Annotated in this window: 15 protein-coding genes and 1 pseudogene; 7 read left to right on the top strand and 9 right to left on the bottom strand. The window is 73.6% G+C overall.

Going from position 1 to position 21903, the window contains the following annotated elements:
- The 5 genes from ACWD4U_RS30995 to ACWD4U_RS31015 form a co-directional block, all read right to left on the bottom strand.
- On the bottom strand, window positions 1–5583 hold a 5583-nt coding region (locus ACWD4U_RS30995), incomplete at its 3' end, for an amino acid adenylation domain-containing protein (protein WP_363460279.1).
- Window positions 5584–5637: 54 nt separating this feature from the next.
- A complete protein-coding gene (fabF, locus tag ACWD4U_RS31000) occupies window positions 5638–6894 on the bottom strand; it encodes a beta-ketoacyl-ACP synthase II (RefSeq protein ID WP_363460277.1) in 1257 nt (418 codons plus the stop codon).
- Window positions 6894–8681, bottom strand: a complete 1788-nt coding sequence (locus ACWD4U_RS31005) for a thiamine pyrophosphate-binding protein (protein WP_363460276.1) — start codon at window positions 8679–8681, stop codon at window positions 6894–6896. Before ACWD4U_RS31005 ends, fabF begins: the two co-directional genes overlap by 1 nt.
- Window positions 8678–9919 (bottom strand): aldehyde dehydrogenase family protein, encoded by a 1242-nt coding sequence (locus ACWD4U_RS31010; RefSeq protein WP_363460275.1) that lies wholly within the window; start codon window positions 9917–9919, stop codon window positions 8678–8680. Before ACWD4U_RS31010 ends, ACWD4U_RS31005 begins: the two co-directional genes overlap by 4 nt.
- Complete coding sequence (locus ACWD4U_RS31015; protein ID WP_363460274.1) at window positions 9916–11370, bottom strand: class I adenylate-forming enzyme family protein; 1455 nt, start codon at window positions 11368–11370, stop codon at window positions 9916–9918. The genes ACWD4U_RS31010 and ACWD4U_RS31015 overlap by 4 nt, the downstream gene beginning before the upstream one ends.
- 214 nt (window positions 11371–11584) lie before the next feature.
- Here ACWD4U_RS31015 and ACWD4U_RS31020 point away from each other — a divergent pair, with 214 nt between their 5' ends.
- Window positions 11585–12586 carry a TauD/TfdA family dioxygenase gene (locus tag ACWD4U_RS31020; RefSeq protein ID WP_363460272.1) on the top strand — a complete coding sequence of 334 codons (1002 nt, stop codon included), beginning with the start codon at window positions 11585–11587 and terminating at the stop codon, window positions 12584–12586.
- Between the two features lie 85 nt (window positions 12587–12671).
- Window positions 12672–13118, top strand: coding sequence for an FAS1-like dehydratase domain-containing protein (locus ACWD4U_RS31025; protein WP_449787362.1), 447 nt, complete (start codon window positions 12672–12674; stop codon window positions 13116–13118).
- A 24-nt stretch (window positions 13119–13142) separates the two neighbouring features.
- On the opposite strand, the gene ACWD4U_RS31030 is transcribed toward ACWD4U_RS31025, so the two are convergent.
- The gene (locus ACWD4U_RS31030) at window positions 13143–13706 is read right to left on the bottom strand and encodes a hypothetical protein (protein ID WP_363460268.1); all 564 of its coding nucleotides are present in this window, start codon (window positions 13704–13706) and stop codon (window positions 13143–13145) included.
- A 140-nt stretch (window positions 13707–13846) separates the two neighbouring features.
- On the opposite strand from ACWD4U_RS31030, the gene fabG reads away from it, so the two are divergent.
- Entirely contained in the window at window positions 13847–14566 is a 720-nt protein-coding gene (fabG, locus tag ACWD4U_RS31035; RefSeq protein ID WP_363460266.1) for a 3-oxoacyl-ACP reductase FabG, read from the top strand.
- Between the two features lie 181 nt (window positions 14567–14747).
- Here the strand turns inward: fabG and ACWD4U_RS31040 are convergent, their stop codons facing one another.
- The gene (locus ACWD4U_RS31040) at window positions 14748–15611 is read right to left on the bottom strand and encodes a helix-turn-helix transcriptional regulator (RefSeq protein WP_363460264.1); all 864 of its coding nucleotides are present in this window, start codon (window positions 15609–15611) and stop codon (window positions 14748–14750) included.
- 200 nt (window positions 15612–15811) lie between these two features.
- Between ACWD4U_RS31040 and ACWD4U_RS31045 the strand changes: the two genes are divergently transcribed.
- The gene (locus ACWD4U_RS31045; protein ID WP_363460262.1) at window positions 15812–16633 is read left to right on the top strand and encodes an SDR family oxidoreductase; all 822 of its coding nucleotides are present in this window, start codon (window positions 15812–15814) and stop codon (window positions 16631–16633) included.
- A 23-nt stretch (window positions 16634–16656) separates the two neighbouring features.
- On the opposite strand, the gene ACWD4U_RS31050 is transcribed toward ACWD4U_RS31045, so the two are convergent.
- Window positions 16657–17223 carry a PadR family transcriptional regulator gene (locus tag ACWD4U_RS31050; RefSeq protein ID WP_363460260.1) on the bottom strand — a complete coding sequence of 189 codons (567 nt, stop codon included), beginning with the start codon at window positions 17221–17223 and terminating at the stop codon, window positions 16657–16659.
- 149 nt (window positions 17224–17372) lie between these two features.
- Here ACWD4U_RS31050 and ACWD4U_RS31055 point away from each other — a divergent pair, with 149 nt between their 5' ends.
- On the top strand, window positions 17373–17768 hold the full coding sequence (locus ACWD4U_RS31055; protein ID WP_363460258.1) for a nuclear transport factor 2 family protein: 396 nt from the start codon (window positions 17373–17375) through the stop codon (window positions 17766–17768).
- A gap of 30 nt (window positions 17769–17798) precedes the next feature.
- On the opposite strand, the gene ACWD4U_RS31060 is transcribed toward ACWD4U_RS31055, so the two are convergent.
- Window positions 17799–18494, bottom strand: coding sequence for a type 1 glutamine amidotransferase domain-containing protein (locus tag ACWD4U_RS31060; RefSeq protein WP_363460256.1), 696 nt, complete (start codon window positions 18492–18494; stop codon window positions 17799–17801).
- 179 nt (window positions 18495–18673) lie between these two features.
- On the opposite strand from ACWD4U_RS31060, the pseudogene ACWD4U_RS31065 reads away from it, so the two are divergent.
- Both ACWD4U_RS31065 and ACWD4U_RS31070 read left to right on the top strand, forming a co-directional pair.
- Window positions 18674–19585, top strand: a pseudogene (locus tag ACWD4U_RS31065) (LysR family transcriptional regulator).
- Between the two features lie 216 nt (window positions 19586–19801).
- The gene (locus ACWD4U_RS31070; RefSeq protein ID WP_363460254.1) at window positions 19802–21862 is read left to right on the top strand and encodes a phosphocholine-specific phospholipase C; all 2061 of its coding nucleotides are present in this window, start codon (window positions 19802–19804) and stop codon (window positions 21860–21862) included.
- The last annotated feature ends 41 nt before the right edge of the window (window positions 21863–21903 follow it).

Genomic DNA, 21903 nt, shown 5'->3' on the forward strand with positions numbered 1-21903 from the left:
CTCCGCCGTCAACCCCGCACGACCCACGTACCCACGCGCCACACCCACACCCGCGATGTACAACTCACCCGGCACGCCGACCGGAACCGGCCGCAACCGCTCGTCCAGGACGTACACCTGCGTGCCCGCGACCGGCCGCCCGATCCCGGGCACCGTGCCCATCGGACCCTCGGCGGTGCCCACCACGGAGTAGATCGAGGTCTCGGTGGGTCCGTAACCGTTCGTCAGGTCCCACGCCACCTCGCGCACCGTGTCCGCGAGCGAGGCGGAGATCGCCTCACCGCCCATCAGCACCCGAAGCCCCGCGAACGCCAACGGCTGTTCGGAGGCAAGCGCCTGACAGAACGTCGGCGTCGCCTGCAGGAACGTCGCACCCGACGAATCGATCAACTCCGCCAACCGCGCCGGATCGAGGACCGTCTCCCGCTCCACCAGCACCAACCGCGCGCCCGCCAGCAACGGCACGAAGATCTCCACGTTCGAGATGTCGAACCCGAACGTCGTCACCGCCAGGAACCGCGCACTCGGCGTCACCTCGAACCGCTCACCCATATCCGCGAGCACGTTCTCCAGACCACCCCGGGTCACCACCACACCCTTCGGACGACCCGTCGACCCCGACGTGTACAACACGTACGCCACCGCCGACGACGGCACCACCACCGGCGACCACTCACCGTCCACCGGCGCCGGCAACGCATCCACCAGCACCAGTTCCGCGTCCGTGACCGGTAGTTCACCGCTCAAGGCGGCGGTCGTCACCACACACGCAGGCCGGGCGTCGTCGAGGATGTACGAGATCCGGTCGGCCGGCAGCGCCGGGTCCACCGGCACATAGCCGGCACCCGCCTTCAACACCGCCCAGAGCGCCACCACCAGGTCCACCGACCGCGACAGCGCCACCGCCACCAGACCGTCCGCACCCACCCCGGACGCCACCAGCACCCGCGCCAACCGGTCGGCACGCTCCGCGAGTTCGCGGTACGTCACCTGCTCCCACCCGCACACCACCGCCACCGTCTCCGGCGACCGCGCAGCCTGCGCCTCCAACAACCCCACCACACCCACCGACGACTGCGCCGCCGCCGCACCCCGACCCCACGACTCCACCACCAACGCACGCTCCGCCGCATCCAGCAGGTCGACGTCGTCGACGGTGCGGTCAGGGTCCGCGGCCAGGCGGGCGAGCACGGTGGCGAAGCGGGCGCAGAGGGCGGTGACGCTCTCCGGGTCGAAGAGGTCCTGGGCGTACTCGATCTCGCCCGCGATGCCGGCCGGGCGGCCTTCGGCGTCGAAGGTCTCGTGCAGGTCGAAGGTCAGGTCGAACTTGGCCAGGGCGCCCGAGATGCCTTCGAGCGACGGGGTGATGCCGGGCAGGTCGAGGTCGGGCTCGGCGGCGTTCTGCAGGAGCAGCATGGTCTGGAAGAGCGGGTGGCGGGCCAGCGAGCGCTCCGGGTTGAGCACCTCCACCAGCCGCTCGAACGGCACGTCCTGGTGCGCGTACGCCGACAGGTCGTGCTCACGCACCCGCTTCACCAGCTCACGGAAGCTCGGATTGCCCGAGGTGTCCGTCCGCAGCACCAGCGTGTTCACGAAGAACCCGACCAGCTCGTCCAACGCCTCGTCGGTCCGACCCGCCACCGCCGTACCCAGCGGAATGTCGGTCCCCGCACCCAGCCGGGTGAACAGGGTGGCGAGGGCCGCCTGGAGCACCATGAAGACGCTCGCCCCGGCCTCCCGGGCCAGCGCGGTCACCGCCTCGTGGGTCTCGCCGTCCAGGTGCCACGGCAGGCGGTCGCCCTCGTACGAGGCCACGGCCGGGCGCTGGCGGTCGGCGGGCAGCTCCAACACCTCCGGCAGACCCGCCAACGCCTCACGCCAGTACGCGAGCTGACGCGACGCCACCGACTCCGGATCGTCCTCCGCCCCCAACACCTCACGCTGCCACAACGCGTAGTCCCCGTACTGCACCGGCAGCACGTCCAACTCACGCCCCAGATAAGCGGCTTCCAGATCCCGCAACAGCGGCGCCAACGACCACCCGTCACCCGCGATGTGGTGCAGCACCAACAGCAGCACACACTCCTCCGGCGCCACCCGGAACACCACCGCCCGCAACGGCAGCTCGCGGGACAGGTCGAAGCGGCGGGCGGCGGCCTCGGTCAGCTCGGCGGGGAGCCCGTCCTCGGTCACCTCTCGGACCTGGAGCAGGAGTTCGGGGGTGTCCAGGACCAGCTGCCAGGGCTCGCCGTCGAGTTCGGGGTAGACCGTGCGCAGCGCCTCGTGCCGGGCCAGCACGGCGTTCAACGCCTGCTGCAGTTGCGGGAGTTCGAGCGGGCCGCGGAGCCGGACGGCGACCGGGATGTGGTACATGCCGCCCTGCTCGTCCAGGCGGTCGAGGAACCACAGGCGGCGCTGGGCGAAGGAGAGCGGGAGGTGCTCGGGCCGCGCCATCGGGCGCAGCGCGGTGCGGGCCCGGGCGGCGGTGTCGAGGGCGCGGGCCAGGTCGGCGACGGTGGGGTGTTCGAAGACGGCGCGGATGGAGAGTTCGACGTCGAGGGCGGCGCGGACCCGGCTGACCAGGCGGGTGGCGAGCAGCGAGTGACCGCCGAGTTCGAAGAAGTCGTCGTCGATGGAGACCCGGGCGACGCCGAGGACGTCGGCGAAGATCCGGCAGAGGGCCTCTTCCCAGGGGGTGCGGGGGCTGCGGCCGGCCCGGCCGGTGGTGAACTCGGGGGCCGGGAGGGCGGCGCGGTCGAGCTTGCCGTTGGCGGTGAGCGGCATGGCGTCGAGGACGACGACCGCGGCGGGCACCATGTACTCGGGGAGGCGGTCGGCGACGTACTGGCGCAGTTCGGTGGCGGCGCCGACCACGTAGGCGACCAGGCGGCGTTCGCCGGCGGCGTCCTGGTGGATCGTCACCACGGACTGGGTGACGGACGGGTGGCCGGCCAGCACGGACTCGATCTCGCCGAGTTCGATCCGGTGGCCGCGGATCTTGACCTGGTGGTCGCGGCGCTCCAGGAAGACCAGGCGGCCGTGCTCGTCGAGGCGGACGAAGTCGCCGGTGCGGTACATCCGGGCGCCGGGCCGGGCGGTGAACGGGTCGGCGGTGAAGACGGCGGCGGTCCGGGTGGGGTCGGCGAGGTAGCCGCGGCCGACGCCGATGCCGCCGACGTACAGTTCGCCGGGGGTGCCGGGGACCACGGGGCGCAGCGCGTCGTCGAGGACGTACAGGCGGGTGCCGCGGACGGGACGGCCGATCGGGACGGGGCCGGCGGCCAGCGGGGTGTGCGGGTCGAGGACGGCGTGGGTGACGTCGTCGGAGCACTCGGTCGGGCCGAAGGCGTTGACCAGCGGGATCCGCGGGTACCGGCTCAGCCACTGGTCGCAGACCTCGCGGGGCAGCGCCTCGCCGGTGACCATGAGCAGTCGCAGGTCCGGGAGTTCGGCCGGGACGGTGTCGCTCTCCAGGGCGGCGCGCAGCAGCGAGGGGACGACCTCGAGGACGGCGATGCGTTCGGCGGCGACCAGGGCGAACAGCGCCTCGGGGTCGGCGGCGGTGTCGCGTCCGACGACCCGGACCCGGCCGCCGACGGCGAGCGGGGCGAGCTGCTGCCAGACCGAGATGTCGAAGGTGAGCGGGGCGTTCTGGACGACCGTGTCGGCGGCGGTGAGCAGGCAGTCCTCGACCTTGGCGAGCAGGTGGTTGTTCATGCCGCGGTGGTGGACCATCGCGCCCTTGGGGGCGCCGGTGGAGCCGGAGGTGAAGATGGTGTAGGCGAGGTCGTCGTCGCCGCCGGTGATCGGGAAGGGTCCGGCCGGCTCGGTCGGCACGCTCAACAGCGGTACGCCGTTCGGAAGTTCGGCGATCAGGGCGGTGCCGGCGGCGGTGTGCGAGGTGGGGGCGACCAGTGCGGTGGCGCCGGTGCGGGCGAGCAGCGCGGCGGTGCGCGGGCGCGGGGCGTGCGGGTCGAGCGGGAGGTAGCCGGCGCCGAGCGTGAGGGTGCCGAGGACGGCGGCGACGAACTCGGCGCCGGGGACGGCGAGCAGCCCGACCAGGTCGCCGCGGCGCACGCCGGCGGCGTGCAGGGCGTGCGCGGTGGCGTCGGCGCGGGCGGCGAGGGTGCGGTAGTCGGTGTCGCCGTCCGGGTCGGTGACGGCGACGGCCGCGGGGCGGCTGCGGGCGTGCTCGCGGACGGTGGCGGCGATGTGGGTGAGCTCGTCGCCGCCGGTGTGGCGGGCGGCGGTCAGCTCGACCCGGAGCCGTTCGTTCTCGGCGTCGTCCAGCAGGTCGATCCGGCCGAGCGGCAGGTCGGGGTGGCGGGTGACCCGGTCGAGGAAGTGCAGGAACCGGGCGTGGTGGCCGGCGATCTCCTCGTCGGTGTACAGCTCGGCGTTGCCGTCGAAGATCAGCTGGACGTCGCGGCCGTCGCCGCGGTCGAGGGCGGAGATCTCGATGTCCTCGACCACGCCGTTGGAGAGGTTGTGGGCGGTGACGGGGTGTCCGCCGAACGTGGTGTCGTAGTCGAAGGGCATCACGTTGACGCTGACCGAGGCGAGCCGGGTGCCGCCGCCGATCGCCTGCAGGTCGCGGGCCAGGTCCTCCTGGCGGTAGCGCTGGTGGCGCAGCACGCCGCGGGCGTCGAGGGTGGCCTGGCGCAGCAGTTCGGCGTAGGTGGTGGCGGGGGTGAGGTCCAGGACGACCGGCAGGATGTTGGAGACCACGCCGGGGGTGGCGCGCAGCACGGGGGTGGTGCGGCCCTGCAGCGGGAAGCCGATCGGGACGGTGCGGGCGCCGGTGGCGGCGGACAGGTAGGCGCCGACGGCGGCGAGCAGGCCGATCGGCCAGCTGGTGCGGGCGTCCCGGGAGGCCGACTTGAGGGCGTCCAGGATCTCCGCGGGGATGGCGTCGGCGGTGCGGATCAGCTTGGCGGTGGCGGCGGCGGTGCGGGCGGTGAGGCCGACCGGCTCGACCCGGCGGGCGGTGCGGGCCTGCCAGAACTCGCGGTCCTTGGCGTACTTGTCGGAGGCCCGGTAGGAGGTCTCCTCGGCGATGAAGTCGGCGAGCGGGGCGAAGGTGGCCGGCCCGGGGTCGCGGCCCTCGACCAGGGCGGTGTACACGGCGTTGAAGCGCTCGGTGTAGATCCCGCCGCCGGAGCCGTCGCTGATGATGTGGTGGTTGCGGTTGAAGTAGATGTAGTGGTCGTCGGCGAGCTTGAACAGGGCGTCGCTGAAGTGCGGGCCCCTCTCCAGGTCGAAGGGGCGCTCGAGCCGCTCGTCCATGATCCGCACGGCTTCGGCGCGGGCCTCGGGGTGCGCGGTGAGGTCGTGGCGCTCCATCCGGATGACGCCGGGGACGACGGTCTGCCAGACGCCGGTCTCGTCCTCGGTGAACCGCACCCGCGCGCTCTCCTGCTCGTCCAGGGTCTGGACCAGCGCGCGTTCGAAGAGTTCCTCGTCGACCGGGCCGTGGATCTCCAGGTACTCGCTGACCTGGAAGACGTTGTCCGGGTTCAGCTTCTGCGCGTACCAGACGCCCAGCTGGGCGGCGGTGAGCGGCTGGCGGTCGGCCGTGGTCATGGCGAGGTCTCCGTGGCTGCAGAGGGCGGCGGGTGCGGTCGGGGCGGCGTCGGGCTAGCCGTGCCAGCGGCGCAGGACGAGGACGGCGTTGTGGCCGCCGAATCCGAAGGAGTTGCTCATCACCGTGTCGACCCGGTGCTGCTGGGCGGTGTGGGCGACGAAGTTGACCGCGGCGTCGATCGGGCGGTGGCAGTTGAGGGTCGGCGGGACGATGCCGTGGTTGATCACCAGGCCGCCGACGATCGCCTCCACCGCACCGGCCGCGCCGATCATGTGACCGGTCATCGACTTGGTCGAGGAGACCGGGATCTCCTCGATCCGGTCGCCGAACTCGGCGCGCAGCGCGCCCAGTTCGGTCTGGTCGTTGAACTGGGTGCCGGTGCCGTGGGCGTTCACGTAGTCGATGTCGGCGGGGGTGAGCCCGGCGTCGGCGAGGGCGCCGCGGATGGCCCGGCGGGCGCCGAGGCCCTCGGGGTGCGGGGCGGTCCAGTGGTAGGCGTCCGAGGTGGCCGCGTACCCGGCGAGCTCCGCCAGGACGGTGGCGCCGCGGGCCAGCGCGTGCTCCTCCGACTCCAGCACGAGCATCCCGGAGCCGGCCGCCATCACGAAGCCGGCCCGGTCCTCGTCGAACGGGCGGGACGCCTCGGTCGGGTCGCCCTCGCGGGCGGTCAGCGCCTTGGCGTTGCCGGAGCCGGCGATGTCGACCCGGGTGATGATGTCGTCGGCGCCGCCGCAGACCACCACGTCGGCCACGCCGTAGCGGATCCAGCGGGCCGCCTCGCCGATCGCGTCGGCGCCGGAGGCGCAGGCGCTGCTGGACGCCCGGGACGGGCCCATCGCGCCGGTGTCGAGGGTGATCTCGCCGGCCGCGCTGTCGATCGCGCCGGTGACCGCGGCCATCGGGGAGACCGCACGCGGGCCCTTGGCGTCCATCTCGCGGACGTGCTCGGCGAGCGACTTCATCGGCCCGTACCCGCTGCCGACCAGCACGCCGACCCGGTGCGCGTCCTCCTCGGCGACGGTGTACTTGGCGTGGCCGAGCGCCTCCCGGGCGGCGACCAGGGCGTAGCGGGCGTACGGGTCGGTGCGCCGGGCGACCTTGTAGGCGAAGTGCTGCGAGGCGTCGAAGCCCTTGACCTCGCCGGCGATCTTCACCGGGAGGTCGCCGGCCTCGATCTGGGTGATCGGGCCGATGCCGCTGCGGCCGGCCTGCAGGGCCTCCCAGCTGGCGGCCACGTCGAGGCCGACCGGGCTGACCATGCCCCAGCCGGTGATGACGACCCGTCGGCGGGCCGGGGTGGGCGAGGTCATCACTCGCTCCCTTCAGTTGCGTCGGGGGTTGCGTCGAGGGCGGGCAGCACGGGGAAGTCGCCGCCGGCCGGTGCGGAGGCGAACAGCGCGTCGGTCAGTTCGACCGGCACGTTCAGCACCACGGGGTGTCCCTCCCGGGTGAGCTGCCAGGCCCGTTCGAGGTCGGCGCGCAGCGTGCCGCGGTCGTCCAGGGTGAACTGGCGCAGGCCCGGCAGGGCGCGGGCGCCGAGGTGGGACGCGGCGGGGTCGGTGAACCGGTAGCCGGGCAGCGGGGCGGGCCGCTGGTCGAGCTGGCTCTGCAGCCAGCCGTAGCCGCCGTTGCGCAGCACCAGGTACAGCACCCCGAGCTGATGGTCGATCAGGGTCGGCAGGTCGGCGTCGAACAGGGCGAACGCGCCGTCGCCGACCAGGGCGACGACCGGCCGCTCGGGTGCGGCGGCCTTGACGCCGGCCGCGGCGGCGGCGCCGAAGCCCAGGCTGGTCTGCTCGGACGGGACCACCGAGCCGCCGTCGGGGCCGCAGGCGTACAGCGGGTACTTGTACGACCACATGTCCTGCAGGCCGTTCTCCTGCACCAGCACCAGGTCGTCGGGCAGCACCTCGGCGAGCGCGGCGAGCAGTTCGGGGATCCGCGGCCGGGGTTCGGCGCCGAGCTCGGCGAGCTGCTTGGCGTGCTCCTCGTGCAGCCGGTGGTGGATCTCCGTGGTGCGGCGCACCCAGTCGGCGTTGCCGGCGGGGCGGGGCAGCGGCTCGGCGAGTTCGCCGGCCAGCAGCGCGGCGGCGTCGGCGAGCACCTTGGGCCCGGCGTGGTCGGTGTGGAACTCGGCGGCGTCCAGGTTGACCTGGACCACCGGCACCTCGCGGCCGATCCGCTGCGGCCAGCCGTAGGTGGCGGTCTCCTCGAGCCGGCTGCCGAGGGCGACCACCAGGTCGGTCTCCCGCCACAGGTCCCCGGCGGGCTCCGGCAGGTACAGGCCGGACAGGCCGCAGAACTGCGGGTGGCGCTCGTCGAACGCGCCGCGCCCGCTGGCGGTGGCGAACACCGCGGCGCCGAGCCGCTCGGCGAAGCGCTCCAGGGCGCCGTCGCGGTTGGCGTGCCGCACACCGCCGCCGACCAGCAGCACGGGGCGCTCGGCGGCGGCCAGCAGGCGGCGGGCGGGCGACCCGTCAGGCAGGTGCACCCGGCTGGGGCGCACCGCGCTCTCCTGCTCGGCGGCGTCCTGCTCGGCGTCGACGTCCAGGCCGGGAAGGGGGATGTCGGCGCCGAGCAGGTGGTCGGGCAGTTCCAGGTAGACCGGGCCGGGGACGCCCTCGCGGGCGGTCAGCAGGGCGCGGCGCAGCATCGGGACGAGCCGCTGCGGGGAGTCCACCCGGGCCGCCCACTTGACCAGCGGGGCGACCACGGCGAGCTGGTCGAGCTCCTGGAACGCGCCGGAGCCGCGGTGCTCGACCGGGGTGCCGGCCGACAGCAGCACCACCGGCGCGGCGGAGCAGCGGGCCTCCAGCAGGCCGGTGACGGTGTTGGTGACGGCCGGGCCCTTGCCGGTGAAGGCGATGCCGGTGCGGCCGGACTGCAGCGCGTAGCCGGTGGCCATGAACAGCGCGTTGCGCTGGTCGCGGCAGAGCACCAGCCGGATGCCGCTGCCGTCCAGCGCCTCCAGCAGGTCGAGGTCGTCGGCGGGCAGGCCGAAGGCGTCCGACACGCCGTGCCGGCGCAGCAGGGCGACGGCGGCCCGCCAGGCGCCGGTGACGGTGGACGCCTCGGGGGCGGCCGGGGCGGCGGTCACCGGGCGCCGCCTTCCCCGCCGAGGTGGTCGGCGACGGCCTTGGAGATCAGCAGCGGCTCGGTGTGCCGGAGCCCGCCGATCGCCGCGTAGTTGGCGCGCACCCCGCGGCCGCCGAACGGCTCGTTGCCGTTCTCGATGTCGACCACCGTCTCGTTGACGCTGACGGTGTGACGCAGGCTCAGCTGCTCGATCAGCTCCGGCTCGTCGCCGTACACGGTGGCGGCCATCGCCCGCTCCTCGAAGTACGGGCCGCGCAGCGCCTTCAGCAGCCACTCGCGGCTGGTGTACGGCACCACGTTGAAGATCGGCGCGAACAGCTCGGGCGGGCGGATGTCGCTCTCCACCGGGCGGACCAGCACGGTCGGGCTGAGGTGCCCGTCGCCGAGGTCGGCGTGGCCGCCGGCCTGGATGAACACCCGGTTGTCGGTGAGGTGGGCGATCGCCTCCTCGAACGCGTCCAGGTAGTACATCGAGCTGTAGTCCGCGGTCGGGTCGTCGTAGCGGCCGTGCTTGAGCGCGCGGACCCGGCGGCTGAGCAGGTTGCAGAACTGCGAGCTGACCGAGGTGTGCACGTAGTACACGTCCGGGCCGAAGCAGTCCTGCCCGGAGTTGAGCATCCGGGCCCGCAGCGCGCCGTCCACGGCCAGCCCGAGGTCGGCGCCGGGGCCGACCACGAACGGGTTGACGCCCTGTCCGAAGTACAGGAACAGCTGGTCCTTGCGCAGCTGCGGGCGGATCTTCTCGGCGTTCTCGTAGGTGCCGGTGAACACCAGCACCTGGGAGGCGGCGGCGTCCTGCTCCAGGAAGTCCTTCTGCCCGGAGCGGCGCAGCTCGATCGGCAGCGAGTGCGCCTCGCCGAGCAGCTTGTGCAGCCGCTCGGTCTGGCTGGAGATCCGGCCGGAGGGGCGGAACACCAGCCGCTCGGTGTACAGGCTGGGAATCAGCAGGTAGAGGACGTACGAGTACAGCGGGATGTTGGACGGCATCAGCACCGCCAACTGGTCCAGCCGCGGCGGGCGGTAGCGGGACATCTCCGCCTCCGCGCCCTCCAGGGCCGCCAGCGACACCTCGATCTCGCCGATCGCGGTGCGGTGGTTGCTGGTCTCGAAGAGGATCTGCAGGATTTCTTCCTGGCGACCGCGCAGCAGTTCCGCGACATTCTCCAGGACCGGCAACCGGTCCGCGAAGGGAATGCCCCGATGCGTCTCGGTCGGGTTCTCGGCGACGATCTGACTCACTTCAGGGCGCCTTTCTTGCCGTCTCGGGCCACAGCGGACTCGGCGAGTTTCCTAAGGAACTGGCGGTCCACTTTTCCGGTTTTGTTCAGCGGGAATTCCGGAAGTACCACCACGCGATTGGGCCGCTCGTGCTCGGCGATGTGCTCGGACACCGCGGCCCGCCAGTGCGCCGGGGACCGCTCGGCCGGGTCGGCGACGAAGAACACCAGCTGCGCGCCGCCCGGCTGGTCGGCCGGCTCCACCGGCACCACCTGCACCTGCGCGCCGCAGGCGCCGGCCCGGTCGGCGATGCCGTCCGGGTACAGGGTGTGGCCGAGCCGGTGGACGGCGGCGCGGCGGCCCAGCACGGTCAGGTTGCCGACCGCGTCGAGCCGACCGATGTCGTCGGTGCGGTACTCCGCGCGGTCCACCGGCCGTACCTCGCCGCCGGGGCCGAGCAGGCCGGTCATGTAGTCGGGGCTGCGCACCACGATCTCGCCGATCGTGCCGGGCCCCACCGGCAGGCCCGCGTCGTCGACCACCCGCACCGCGATGCCGTCCAGCGGCCGGCCGCAGCCGACCGGGTCGGGCAGCACCGCGAGGGCGATGTTGCCGGCCTCGCTGCTGCCGTAGCCGTCCAGCAGCGGCAGCCCGATCCGGTCCGCGAAGCGGGCGCTCAACTGCTGCCCGAGCGGCTCCCCGCCGACGCACCACAGCCGCACCGTGGACAGTCCGCCGGCGTCGGCGCGCCCGCTGTCCAGCATGTTCAGCAGCGTGTGGTAGGTCGCGGGCACCGCGTCGACCACGGTCACGCCGTGTTCGCGGATCGCGGTCAGCGCGGCGTCCACCCGCTGGCTGCTGGTCTGCAGCACCAGCGCGCAGCCCGCCGCCTGCCACAGCAGCAGCATCGACAGGCCGTACTGGTGGGTGAAGGGCAGCAGCGGCAGCAGCACGTCGTCGGCGCGGTAGGCCATCCGCGCGCCGGTGCGCTCGGTGTTGCCGCGCACCGAGGCGCCGGAGCGCACGATGCCCTTCGGGGTGCCGGTCGAGCCGGAGCTCCACACCACCAGCGCGTCCTCGCGGGCGAACCAGTCGGCGAACCGCTCCAGGCCCCGCGCGGCGGCGCTCGGCGGCACGGCCTGCGCGGCCGCGCACACCTTGTCCAGGGTGAGCTGCTCGGCGTCGGTGACGCCGTCGGGCAGCGGCGCGTCGGTGAGCAGCCGGCGGGCGCCCGCCGCGGTCAGCAGCCGGGCCACCTCCGCGGGCGGCGTCCGCCGGTCGGCGAGCGCGATGGACACGCCGAGCTCCATCAGCGCGAAAAGCGTGAGGACGAATTCCCCGGTGTTCGCGCCGGTGAGCAGCACCCGCTCACCGGGGGTGATTCCACGCCGCCGCAACTCCGCCGCGACGGCCTGCGCCGAGGCGTCCAGCGCGGTAGGCGTGAGCCGCCTGCCGTCCGTATTGATCAGCATCCCCACGAGACCCCCGGCCCGACTCGGATCACCTTCGACCGTGAGCGTACGGGGCGGTCTACGCGTGTTCTATATCGGCGCGTTCCCGCGCTAATAGCCAGCACGGATAGGTCGGATATAGCACACCGCGAAGACTGCTGTTCTACGCGGCGTTGCTTTTCCGTCGTCCGCTGCGCAGTCCCGTTGGAAAACCGTCGAACCGAGGGCGTGTTTCATGACCCAGATCAACACGGTGGCCGCGGCGCCGCCGCGGCAGGCGTTGGTGCTGACCGAGGCGGAGTCCCGGCAGGTCGGCCTGCTGGCCGAGCGCCTCGTGCTGGCCGAGCCGAACGGCACCGACGACCTGCGGTGGCTGGCCGCGGTCCGCGACGCCTCCGCCGAGCTGCCGGCCCGGCTGCTCGCCGAGCTGCGCCGGTTCCGGCACGACGCCGGACCGGACGCCGTCCTGCTGGTGCGCAACCTGCCGGTCGCCTCCACCGACGCCGCCCGCCCGCTGCCGCCCACCCCGAGCGTGCCCGGCTCGGTGGAGCGCACCGCCTCCACCGCCGCCGCGGTGGTCTGCGCGGCGATGCTGCAGCTCGGCGAGGTGGTGGCGTTCCGCAACGAGAAGACCGGCGCGCTGGTGCAGAACGTCGTCCCGGTGCCCGGCCAGGAGGTCCAGCAGAGCAACGCCGGCTCGGTGCTGCTGGAGATGCACACCGAGAACGCCTTCCACGACAACCGCCCCGACTACGTCGGCCTGCTGTGCGTGCGCACCGACCCGACCGGTCAGGCCCGGCTGTGCACCTCCTCGGTGCGCCGCGCGGTGGCGCTGCTCTCCGACGACACCCGCAAGGTGCTCGGCGAGGACCGCTTCCTGACCGAGGCGCCGCCGTCCTTCGAGGGCCGCGAGGACATGGTGCCCGCCCACGAGATCCTCCGCGGCGACTTCGAGGACCCGGACATCCTGGTCGACTTCTCCGCCACCCACCCGCTCGACGAGGGCGCCCGCACCGCGATGGCCGAACTCCGCGAGGCCCTCACCCAGGTGATGACCGCCCACGACCTGGCCGTCGGCGACCTCGCCGTGGTCGACAACCGCCTCGCCGTGCACGGCCGGACCGCCTTCACCCCGCGCTACGACGGCACGGACCGCTGGCTGCACCGCGTCTACGCCTCGCTCGACCACCGCCGCTCCCGCCCGGTCCGCCGGCAGGGCGGCGCGGTGATCGACTAGTCACACGTCCCGGGCCGGGCGGTCGGACGTGCTCCGGCCGCCCGGCCCGAACCACCCGTCCTGTCGACCGACCTTGGAGCAACTCGTGGCGCTGGCCGCCTCGTTGGCCGGGCGGGTCTACCCGCCCGGCGCGCCGTACCCCGTGGAGCGGGAGAAGGTCCGGGAGTTCGCCCGCGCGGTGGGCGAACTCCACCCGCTCTGCCACGATCCGGAGGCGGCCCGCGCGGCCGGCCACCCGGACGTGCTGGCCCCGCCCACCTTCCTCTGCGCGCCCGCCCACCGGGCCGCCGACCGGGCGGTGTTCGACCCGGAGGTCGGCCTGGACTACGACCGCGTGGTCCACCGCGACCAGCGCTTCGTCCTGCACCGCCCGGTGCACGCCGGGGACCGGCTGCTGCTGACCGTGCACATCGACGCGGTCCGCTCGGTGGCCGGCACCGACGTGCTGGAGCTGCGCACCGAGGTGTCCGCCGCGGACGGCGGCACCCCGGTCGCCACCGTCTTCATGTCCCTCGCCGCCAGGGCGGCCTGACGCCCCGTCGACTCACACGGGGCGTCAGCTCTTCTTGATCGTGCCGGGCTCCGCCGGCGCCTTCTTCGGCCACAGCAGATAGGTGAGGGCGATCACGCCGTGGATGCCGACCGTACGCACCGCCACCAGCTGCCACAGCCGCAGCGGCTCGGCGGACGGCGTGGACGCGCCGACGTACCAGATCGCCGCCTGCAGCAGCGCGCAGGCCACCGCCCCCGCGATCACCGAGCGGAGGAACAGCTTGCCCTCGTGCTTGGCCCGCGGCATCCCGTACTTGGGCGGCTTGGGCGGCTTCGGCGCCCCGGAGAGGCGGTGCGCGGCGTGGCCGTCCAGCCATTTCACCGTGTAGTGGCCGTAGCCGATGGTGAAGCCGATGTAGAGGGCGGCCAGGCCGTGCTCCCAGCTGGGCTTCGCGCCGTTCTTGAGGTCGATCGCGGTGGCGACCAGCAGCACGACCTCCAGCAGCGGCTCGCACAGCAGCATCACCACGCTGGTCCGCTGCCACTTGAGCAGGTACCGCACCGCCAGGGCGGCGGCCAGCAGCACCCAGAAGCTGACCTCGCAGATGATGATCAGGGTGACGATCACGCCACGCTCCTTCCACTCCCACGCACCCTGCCATCCTCCCGTGCACGGGCGGCGCGATCGTCATCAGTGGTGACGAGCGCCACATGCGACCTTCGACGTACTTCCCCCTCCCGCTCGTCCGGCTCGCAAGGAGTGACTCCGTGACCCGCTCCGTCTTCGTCACCGGCGGCAACCGGGGCATCGGCCTGGCCACCGCCCTGGCCTTCGCCGCCCGCGGCGACCGGGTGGCGGCCACCTACCGCTCCGGCGAGCCGCCGGCCGAGCTGCTCGACGCCGGGGTGCTGGCGCTGCGCTGCGACGTCACCGACGGCGGGCAGGTCGACGCGGCGTTCGAACGGATCGAGCAGGCGCACGGCCCGGTGGAGGTGCTGGTCGCCAACGCGGGCCTGGTCCGCGACCAGCTGCTGCTGCGGATGTCCGAGCAGGAGTTCACCGAGGTGCTGGACGCCAACCTGACCGGCGCCTTCCGGGTGCTGCGCCGGGCCGCCCCCGGCATGGTCGCCGCCGGGCGCGGCCGGATCGTGCTGCTCTCCTCGGTGGTCGCCCTGCAGGGCGCGCCCGGGCAGGCCAACTACGCCGCCTCGAAAGCCGCGTTGACCGGCCTGGCCCGCTCGGCCGCGCGCGAGCTCGGCCCGTACGGCGTCACCTGCAACATCCTCGCCCCCGGTCTGGTCGACACCGACATGACCGCCGACCTGCCCGCCGCCCGGCGCACCGAGCTGCTGGCCGGCATCCCGCTCGGCCGCGCCGCCCGCCCCGCCGAGGTCGCCGCCGCGGCCCTCTTCCTCGCCTCCCCCGCCGCTGCCTACCTCACCGGCGCCGTCCTCCCGGTCGACGGCGGCGCGGGCCTCGGCCACTGAGGGGCCGCCGGAACCCGCCGATCCGACCGAGCCATCCGTTCCGGCCGATTCCTTCGGTCCGTCCGATCCCTCCACTTCGGCCGATCCGTTCGTACCGGCCGACCGCCTCTTTTCGGCTGCTCCGTTCGGTCCATCCGTTCGGGGTGATCCATCCCTTCGAGTCGGTCCGGCTGATCCGGCGTCAGCCGGCCGTCGCGGTGGGCGCGGTGGGCGCGGTCCAGTCGGCGAGCAGCCGCAGCGCCTCGGCGGTGGCCGAGCCCGGCTCCGGGTTGTAGACGCACAGCGTCTGCTCGCTGTCGCCGGGCACCGCGAAGGACTCGTAGGAGAAGCGCAGCTCGCCGACCAGCGGGTGCCGGTACGTCTTGCTGCCGTGGGTGCGCCGCAGCACGCTGTGGTCGTGCCACCAGGTGGAGAACTCCGGTGACTTCAGGGTGAGTTCGCCGACCAGGTCGGCGAGCCGCCGGTCGTCCGGGTGCCGTCCGGCCTCCAGTCGCAGCATCGCGACGGTCTCCGCGGCGATCCGCTGCCAGTCGCCGACCCGCTCCCGGGCCTCCGGTTCGAGCAGGTAGTAGCGGGCCAGGTTGCGCCGGGTGGCGGGCAGCGCGTCGAAGTCGGTGAGCACCTCGCGGGCCAGCCGGTTGGCGGCCAGCACGTCGGTGCGCCGGCCGATCACGAACGCCGGGACGGACTCCAGCGTCTGCAGCATCAGGTACAGGCCGGGCCGCACCCGCTGCGGGCTCTGCGGGGCCCGGCGCGCGACGGCGGGCCGGGCCAGCAGGTCGGCGAGGTGCTCGCGCTCCGCCGCGTCCAGCCGCAGCGCCCGGGCCAGCGCCTCGCGCACCTCCTCGGACGGGTTGGTGGCCCGGCCCTGCTCGAGGCGGGTGTAGTACTCGGTGCTCATCCCGGCGAGCCGCGCCACCTCGTCGCGGCGCAGCCCCGGCACCCGGCGGGGCCGCCCGTCGGCGGGCAGCCCCGCCTGCTCGGGGGCGAGCCTGGCGCGCCGGGTGCGCAGGAAGTCGGCGAGTTCACGGCTGCGGTCGTCCATGGCTCCAGTCTGACCGCCCCGCGCGGGCGCCGGGGCCCGGCCGGGTGGCCCTGCCGGTACCAGTCACGCCGGGACCGGCCTCCACGGGGCCCGCTCGGACCCCCTGCGGCCCCTCCCCCGGCTGGTTGTCTGGTGGTGGGCCGACGCAGCGTCAACCGCCGTGGCCCGCCTCCCACTTCACCACCCCGAAAGGTGTTCCCATGAGCACGCACGTGAGCCCCGCCGTCGGCCCGGACGCGAAGGCGGCGGCCGGCCCGGACGCCGCCCGCCCGCTGGCCGGCCGGGTCGCGGTGATCACCGGCGCCTCCAGCGGCATCGGCGCGGCCACCGCCGAGCACCTGGCCGGGCTCGGCGCCGCCGTCGCCCTGCTGGCCCGCCGCGCCGACCGGCTGGACGGGCTCGCCGCCCGGATCGAGCGGGCCGGCGGCACCGTCCTGGCCCTGCCCGTCGACGTCACCGACCCGGCGGCGGTGCGCGCCGCGGCCGACCGGGTCGCCGCCGAACTCGGCGGCGCGGACCTGCTGTTCAACAACGCCGGCGTGATGCTGCCGGCCCCGGTCACCGAGCTCGCCACCGCGCAGTGGCAGCGGCAGATCGACCTCAACGTCTCCGGTCTGATGCACGTGATCGGCGCGTTCGTCCCGCAGCTCGTCGCCGCCGCCGAGCGGCGCGGCGTCGCCGACCTGGTCAACACCTCGTCGATCGCCGCGCAGAACATCTTCCCGACCTTCGCGGTCTACTCCGCGACCAAGGCGTACGTCTCCCACCTCTCCCGCCACCTGCGGGCCGAACTCGGCGCCCGCGGGGTGCGGGTGACCGCCCTGGAGCCGGGCATCGTCGGCACCGAGCTGCAGAACCACGTCACCGACCCCGGCGCGCTGGCCTGGCTCGCCGACGCCGAGAAGTCGATGGAGTGGCTCACCCCGGAGGACGTCGCCCGCACCGTGGGCTTCGCCGCCGCCCTGCCGCCGCGCGCCAACCTGCAGCAGATCACCCTGATGCCCACCGCGCAGCCGTCCTGACGGTGCGGCGGCCCGACGCGGCGTCAGTCCCGCAGCGCCGCCCGCCGGTCCAGCACGCCGAGGGCCAGTTCGCCCCAGCGCAGGTTCTCCCGTTCGAACTCCATGCCGCGCAGCAGCGTCAGGTAGGGGCCGATCCGCTCGGCCTCGACGAGGTGCTGCTGCTCGGTGCGGCCGTCCAGCAGGCGGTGCCGCAGGCGCTCGTAGCGGGCGAGCTTGCCGCGGGCCGACTCCATCCGCTCGACGATGGCGGCGCGCACGGCGCCGGCCTCCCCGGCGTCCAGGCTCTGCACCTTGACCAGCAGCTCGTCGCGGATCGCGCTCGGCCGGCCGACCGGCTCGGCGGTGTAGGCGCGCACCGCGGCGCGCCCGGCCGGGGTCAGCGAGAACAGCCTCTTGTTGGGGCGCTTGTCCTGCTCGACGACCCGGGCGGCAACCAGCCCGTCGGCCGCCATCCGCTCCAGTTCGCGGTAGAGCTGCTGCGGGGTGGCGGCCCAGAAGTTCGCCACCGAGGCGTCGAAGCCCTTCGCGAGGTCGTACCCGGACGCCTCGCCCTCCAACAGGGCCGCCATCAGCGCGTTCCGCAGTGCCATGCCGTCAACCTAGCACCCGCCGATAGTCAACAAAGCGACTAATCGCGCCGACTCCCCGCACCCCGGACCGGCCCCTGGACACCGGCCGCGCCGGGTGCCCATACTCGCAAACGCACCTACTCAACTTTGCGACTATCCCGGGAGCCCGCATGCACCCCTTCCGCCAGGCCGTCGAGGCCCGCGACGCGCAGGCCATAGCCGCCCAGCTCGCCGACGACGTCGTCTTCACCAGCCCGGTCGCCTTCAAGCCGTACGCGGGCAAGCCGATCACCGCGGCGATCCTGCGCGGCGTCCTGCGGGTCTTCGAGGACTTCCGGTACGTCCGGGAGATCGCCGACCCGGGCGGCCGCGACCACGCCCTGGTCTTCCGGGCCACGGTCGACGGCAAGGAGGTGCACGGCTGCGACTTCCTGCACTTCGACGAGAACGGGCTGATCGACGACTTCACCGTGATGGTGCGGCCGCTGTCCGCCGCGCAGGCGCTCTCCGCGGCGATGGCCGCGCAGTTCCCGCAGATCGCCGCGGAGGCCGCGGCCGCGCTCTGACCGTCCGGCGGCCGGCGGCCGGCGGCCGGCTCAGCCCAGCAGCTTCAGCAGCTCCTCGGCCACCTGGACGGAGGAGGCCGGGTTCTGACCGGACACCAGGTTGCCGTCCACCTCGACGTGCGGCGCCCACGGCTCGCCCGCCCGGACGTCCAGGCCCGCCTCGGTCAGCCGGGTCTCCAGCAGCCACTTCGCGCGGTCGGCGAACCCGGCCTGGGTCTCCTCGGCGTCGGTGAAGGCGGTGATGCGGCGGCCGGCGAAGGTGTTGCGGCCGTCCGCGTCGACCGCGGCGAGCAGCGCCGCCGACCCGTGGCAGACCACCGCGAGCGGCCGGCCGGAGGCCAGCGCACCGGTGAGCAGCCGGCCGGAGTCGGCGTCCTGCGCGAGGTCCTGCATCGGGCCGTGGCCGCCCGGGTAGAAGACCGCGTCGTAGTCGGCGAGGTCCACGTCGGCGATCGCCACCGGCTCCTTGAGCTCGGTCATCGCGTCGAGCGTGTCGGCGACCTCGCGGGCCTGCCGCTCGCCGCCGTTGACGCCGGGCTCCAGGCTGCCGCGGTCGACCGGCGGCACCACCGCGCCGGGCGTGGCGACCGTGACCCGGTGCCCGGCCGCGGTGAACGCCCGGTACGGGGCGGCGGCCTCCTCGCCCCAGAACCCGGTGGGGTGCTCGGTGCCGTCCTTCAGCGTCCAGTGGTCGGCGCCGGTCATCACGAAGAGGATCTTCGACATGCTGCGGTCCTTCACAACTCGGTACTGCACTACCGGAGTTCACCGAACGGACGGCGTGCCGGAGTGCCTGGTCCCCTCGACCGTAGACCGCGCCGCCCATCGGCGGCCAATGGACAGGCCGATGCCGCCCATCGGAATTCCGATGGCTCCCGCGGCCCGGCCGGCCGTAGGCTCGGCGGATGGACAACCGCGGCGGACCGCCCGACCTGAACCAGCTGCGCACCTTCCTCGCGGTGTACCGGCTCGGCTCGCTGACCGCCGCCGCGCACCACCTCGGGCTGTCGCAGTCCACCGTCACCGCGCAGCTGCGGGCGCTCGAGCGGCGCCGCGGCGGGGAGCTGTTCGAGCGCCGGGCCCGCGGGGTGACGCCGCTGCCGCCCGCGGACGAGCTGGCCGCCCGGCTGGCCGAACCGCTCGACCGGCTGGCCGCGGCCGCCGAGCCGCGCCCGGCCGCCGCCCCCGCGCCGGTGCAGCTGGCCGGACCTGCCGAGCTGATCGGCACCCTGCTGCTCACCGCCCTCGCGCCGCTGGTCGCCGACGGCGTCCGACTGCGGATCACCCCCGGCCTGACCGATCCGCTGCTCGCCGACCTCCGGGCGGGCCGGCACGACCTGGTGATCGCCACCCGCCGCCCCACCGGCCGCACGCTGGCCGCCGAACCGCTGGCCGACGAGGAGTTCGTGCTGGTCGCCGCCGCCGACTGACCGCACCTGGCCGCCACCAGGCGGCTCCCCGCCGCCGAACTCGCCGCCGCCCTGGCCCGCCTGCCGCTGGTCAGCTACGCCGAGGACCTGCCGATCGCCCGCCGCTACTGGCGGCACGTCTTCCAGCAGCGCCTGCACGTACGGGCCGCGGTCACCGTCCCGGACCTGCGGGCGGTGCGCACCGCGGTGGTGCACGGCGCCGGGTGGACGGTGCTGCCCCGCTACCTGTGCCGCGCCGAGCTCGACTCGGGCGCGCTCGTCCCGCTGCACCGGCCGGCCGACCCGCCGATCAACACCGCGTACCTGGTGCGCCGGCCCGGTCCGGCCGCCGAGCCGCACGTCGAGCTGGTGCGCCGCCGGCTGCTCGCCGCGGCGCGCGACTGGTGACGCCACCGGGCCGCCCCGGGTACGAACCGTCAAACTCCGCTCCGCACAAGCGGAATGCCCTTGTCTGTACAAGCTGTGAGCACTTGTCCGAACAACTCGAGGCGTTCGTTTGACGTACGCCAGTCAGTCACGAACGGGCCCCCGGATCGTCCCCCGCAGGCGCTGTCCTGGGTGGCACCTTCCACCCACCCCCGTGACACCCAGAGGTCGGAACCCATGGCAGAACTGAACCGGCGTCGCTTCCTCCAGCTCACCGGCGCCACCGTCGCGTTCTCGGCCCTGTCGCAGAGCATCGCGCGCGCCGCGGCGATCGCCCCGCAGGGCACCACCGGGACCATCCAGGACGTCGAGCACATCGTCGTGCTGATGCAGGAGAACCGCTCGTTCGACCACTACTTCGGCGCGATGAAGGGCGTGCGCGGATTCGGCGACCCCCGGCCGGTCACGCTGCCCAGCGGCAAGCCGGTCTGGTACCAGGCGAACAGCGCCAAGAAGGAGATCCTGCCGTTCCGGCCGCAGGTCAGCGACCTGGGCCTGCAGTTCATCCAGGACCTGAACCACGACTGGGCGGGCGGCCACAAGGCGTTCAACAACGGCAAGTACGACCAGTGGGTGCCCGCCAAGACGGCCACCACCATGGCCTACCTGACCCGCGACGACATCCCGTTCCACTACGCGCTGGCGGACGCCTTCACCCTCTGCGACGCCTACCACTGCTCGTTCATCGGCTCGACCGACCCGAACCGCTACTACATGTGGACGGGCTACACCGGCAACGACGCGACCGGCGGCGGCCCGGTGCTCGGCAACCAGGAGGCCGGCTACTCCTGGACCACCTACCCCGAGCGCCTGGAGGCGGCCGGGGTGTCCTGGAAGATCTACCAGGACATCGGCGACGGCCTGAACGCGGCCGGCTCGTGGGGCTGGATCAGCGACGCCTACCGCGGCAACTACGGCGACAACTCGCTGCTGTACTTCAACAACTACCGCAACGCGCAGCCCGGCAGCGCCCTCTACGAGAAGGCCCGCACCGGCACCGACGCCAAGGCCGGCGACGGCCTGTTCGACGTCCTGAAGCGCGACGTGCAGGCCGGCACGCTGCCGCAGATCTCCTGGATCGCCGCCCCCGAGGCGTTCACCGAGCACCCCAACTGGCCCGCCAACTACGGCGCCTGGTACGTCTCCCAGGTGCTCGACGCGCTCACCGCCAACCCGGACGTGTGGGCGAAGACCGCGCTGTTCATCACCTACGACGAGAACGACGGCTTCTTCGACCACGTCGTCCCGCCGTTCCCCCCGTCCTCGGCCTCGCAGGGCCTGTCCACGGTCGCCACCGGCGCCGACTACTTCGGCGGCAACGCCTCCTACGCGGCCGGCCCGTACGGCCTCGGCCAGCGGGTACCGATGCTGGTCGTCTCGCCGTGGAGCACCGGCGGCTACACCTGCTCGGAGACCTTCGACCACACCTCGATCATCCGGTTCATGGAGCAGCGCTTCGGCGTGCAGGAGCCGCACATCTCGCCCTGGCGGCGGGCCATCTGCGGCGACCTGACCTCCGCCTTCGACTTCACCGCCTCGCACACCGCGGCGGCGGCGCTGCCCTCCACGGCGGCCTACCAGCCCGCCGACCACAACCGGCACGCCGACTACGTGCCGACCCCGCCGGCCACCGGCACCATGCCCCGGCAGGAGGCCGGGTCCAAGCCCACCCGCCCGCTCAAGTACGCGCCGTACGTGGACGGTTCGGCCACCACCTCGACCGGCAAGTACACCCTGGCGTTCAGCGGCGGCGCGGCGGCCGGCGCCCAGTTCATGGTCACCTCCGCCAACCGGACCGACGGCCCGTGGACCTACACCACCGAGGCCGGCAAGTCGATCTCCGACGCCTGGAACACCAGTTACTCCAAGGGCGTCACCGACCTGAGCGTGTTCGGGCCGAACGGCTTCATGCGCCGCTTCCGCAACCCCGGCAAGACCGCCGGCCCCGAGGTCACCGCCCGCCACAACGCGGCCACCGGCAACCTCGACCTCACCTTCACCAACCCGGCCGGCGCCGACGCGGTCCTCACCGTCTCCAACGCCTACGCCGGCACCCCGCAGACCGTCGCCGTCCACAAGGGCGCCACCGTCACCCTGACCCTCAACCTGGCGACCTGCCGCAACTGGTACGACGTCACCATCACCTCCAACGTCACCACCGACTTCGTCCGCCGCCTCGCCGGCCACGTCGAGACCGGCACCCCCGGCCTCTCCGACCCGGGCATCCTCACCAACTGACCCCCGTCACCCCGAAGGCCCGGCCCCGCCACGGCGGCCGG

It is taken from the genome of Kitasatospora sp. NPDC002522, assembly GCF_053595195.1.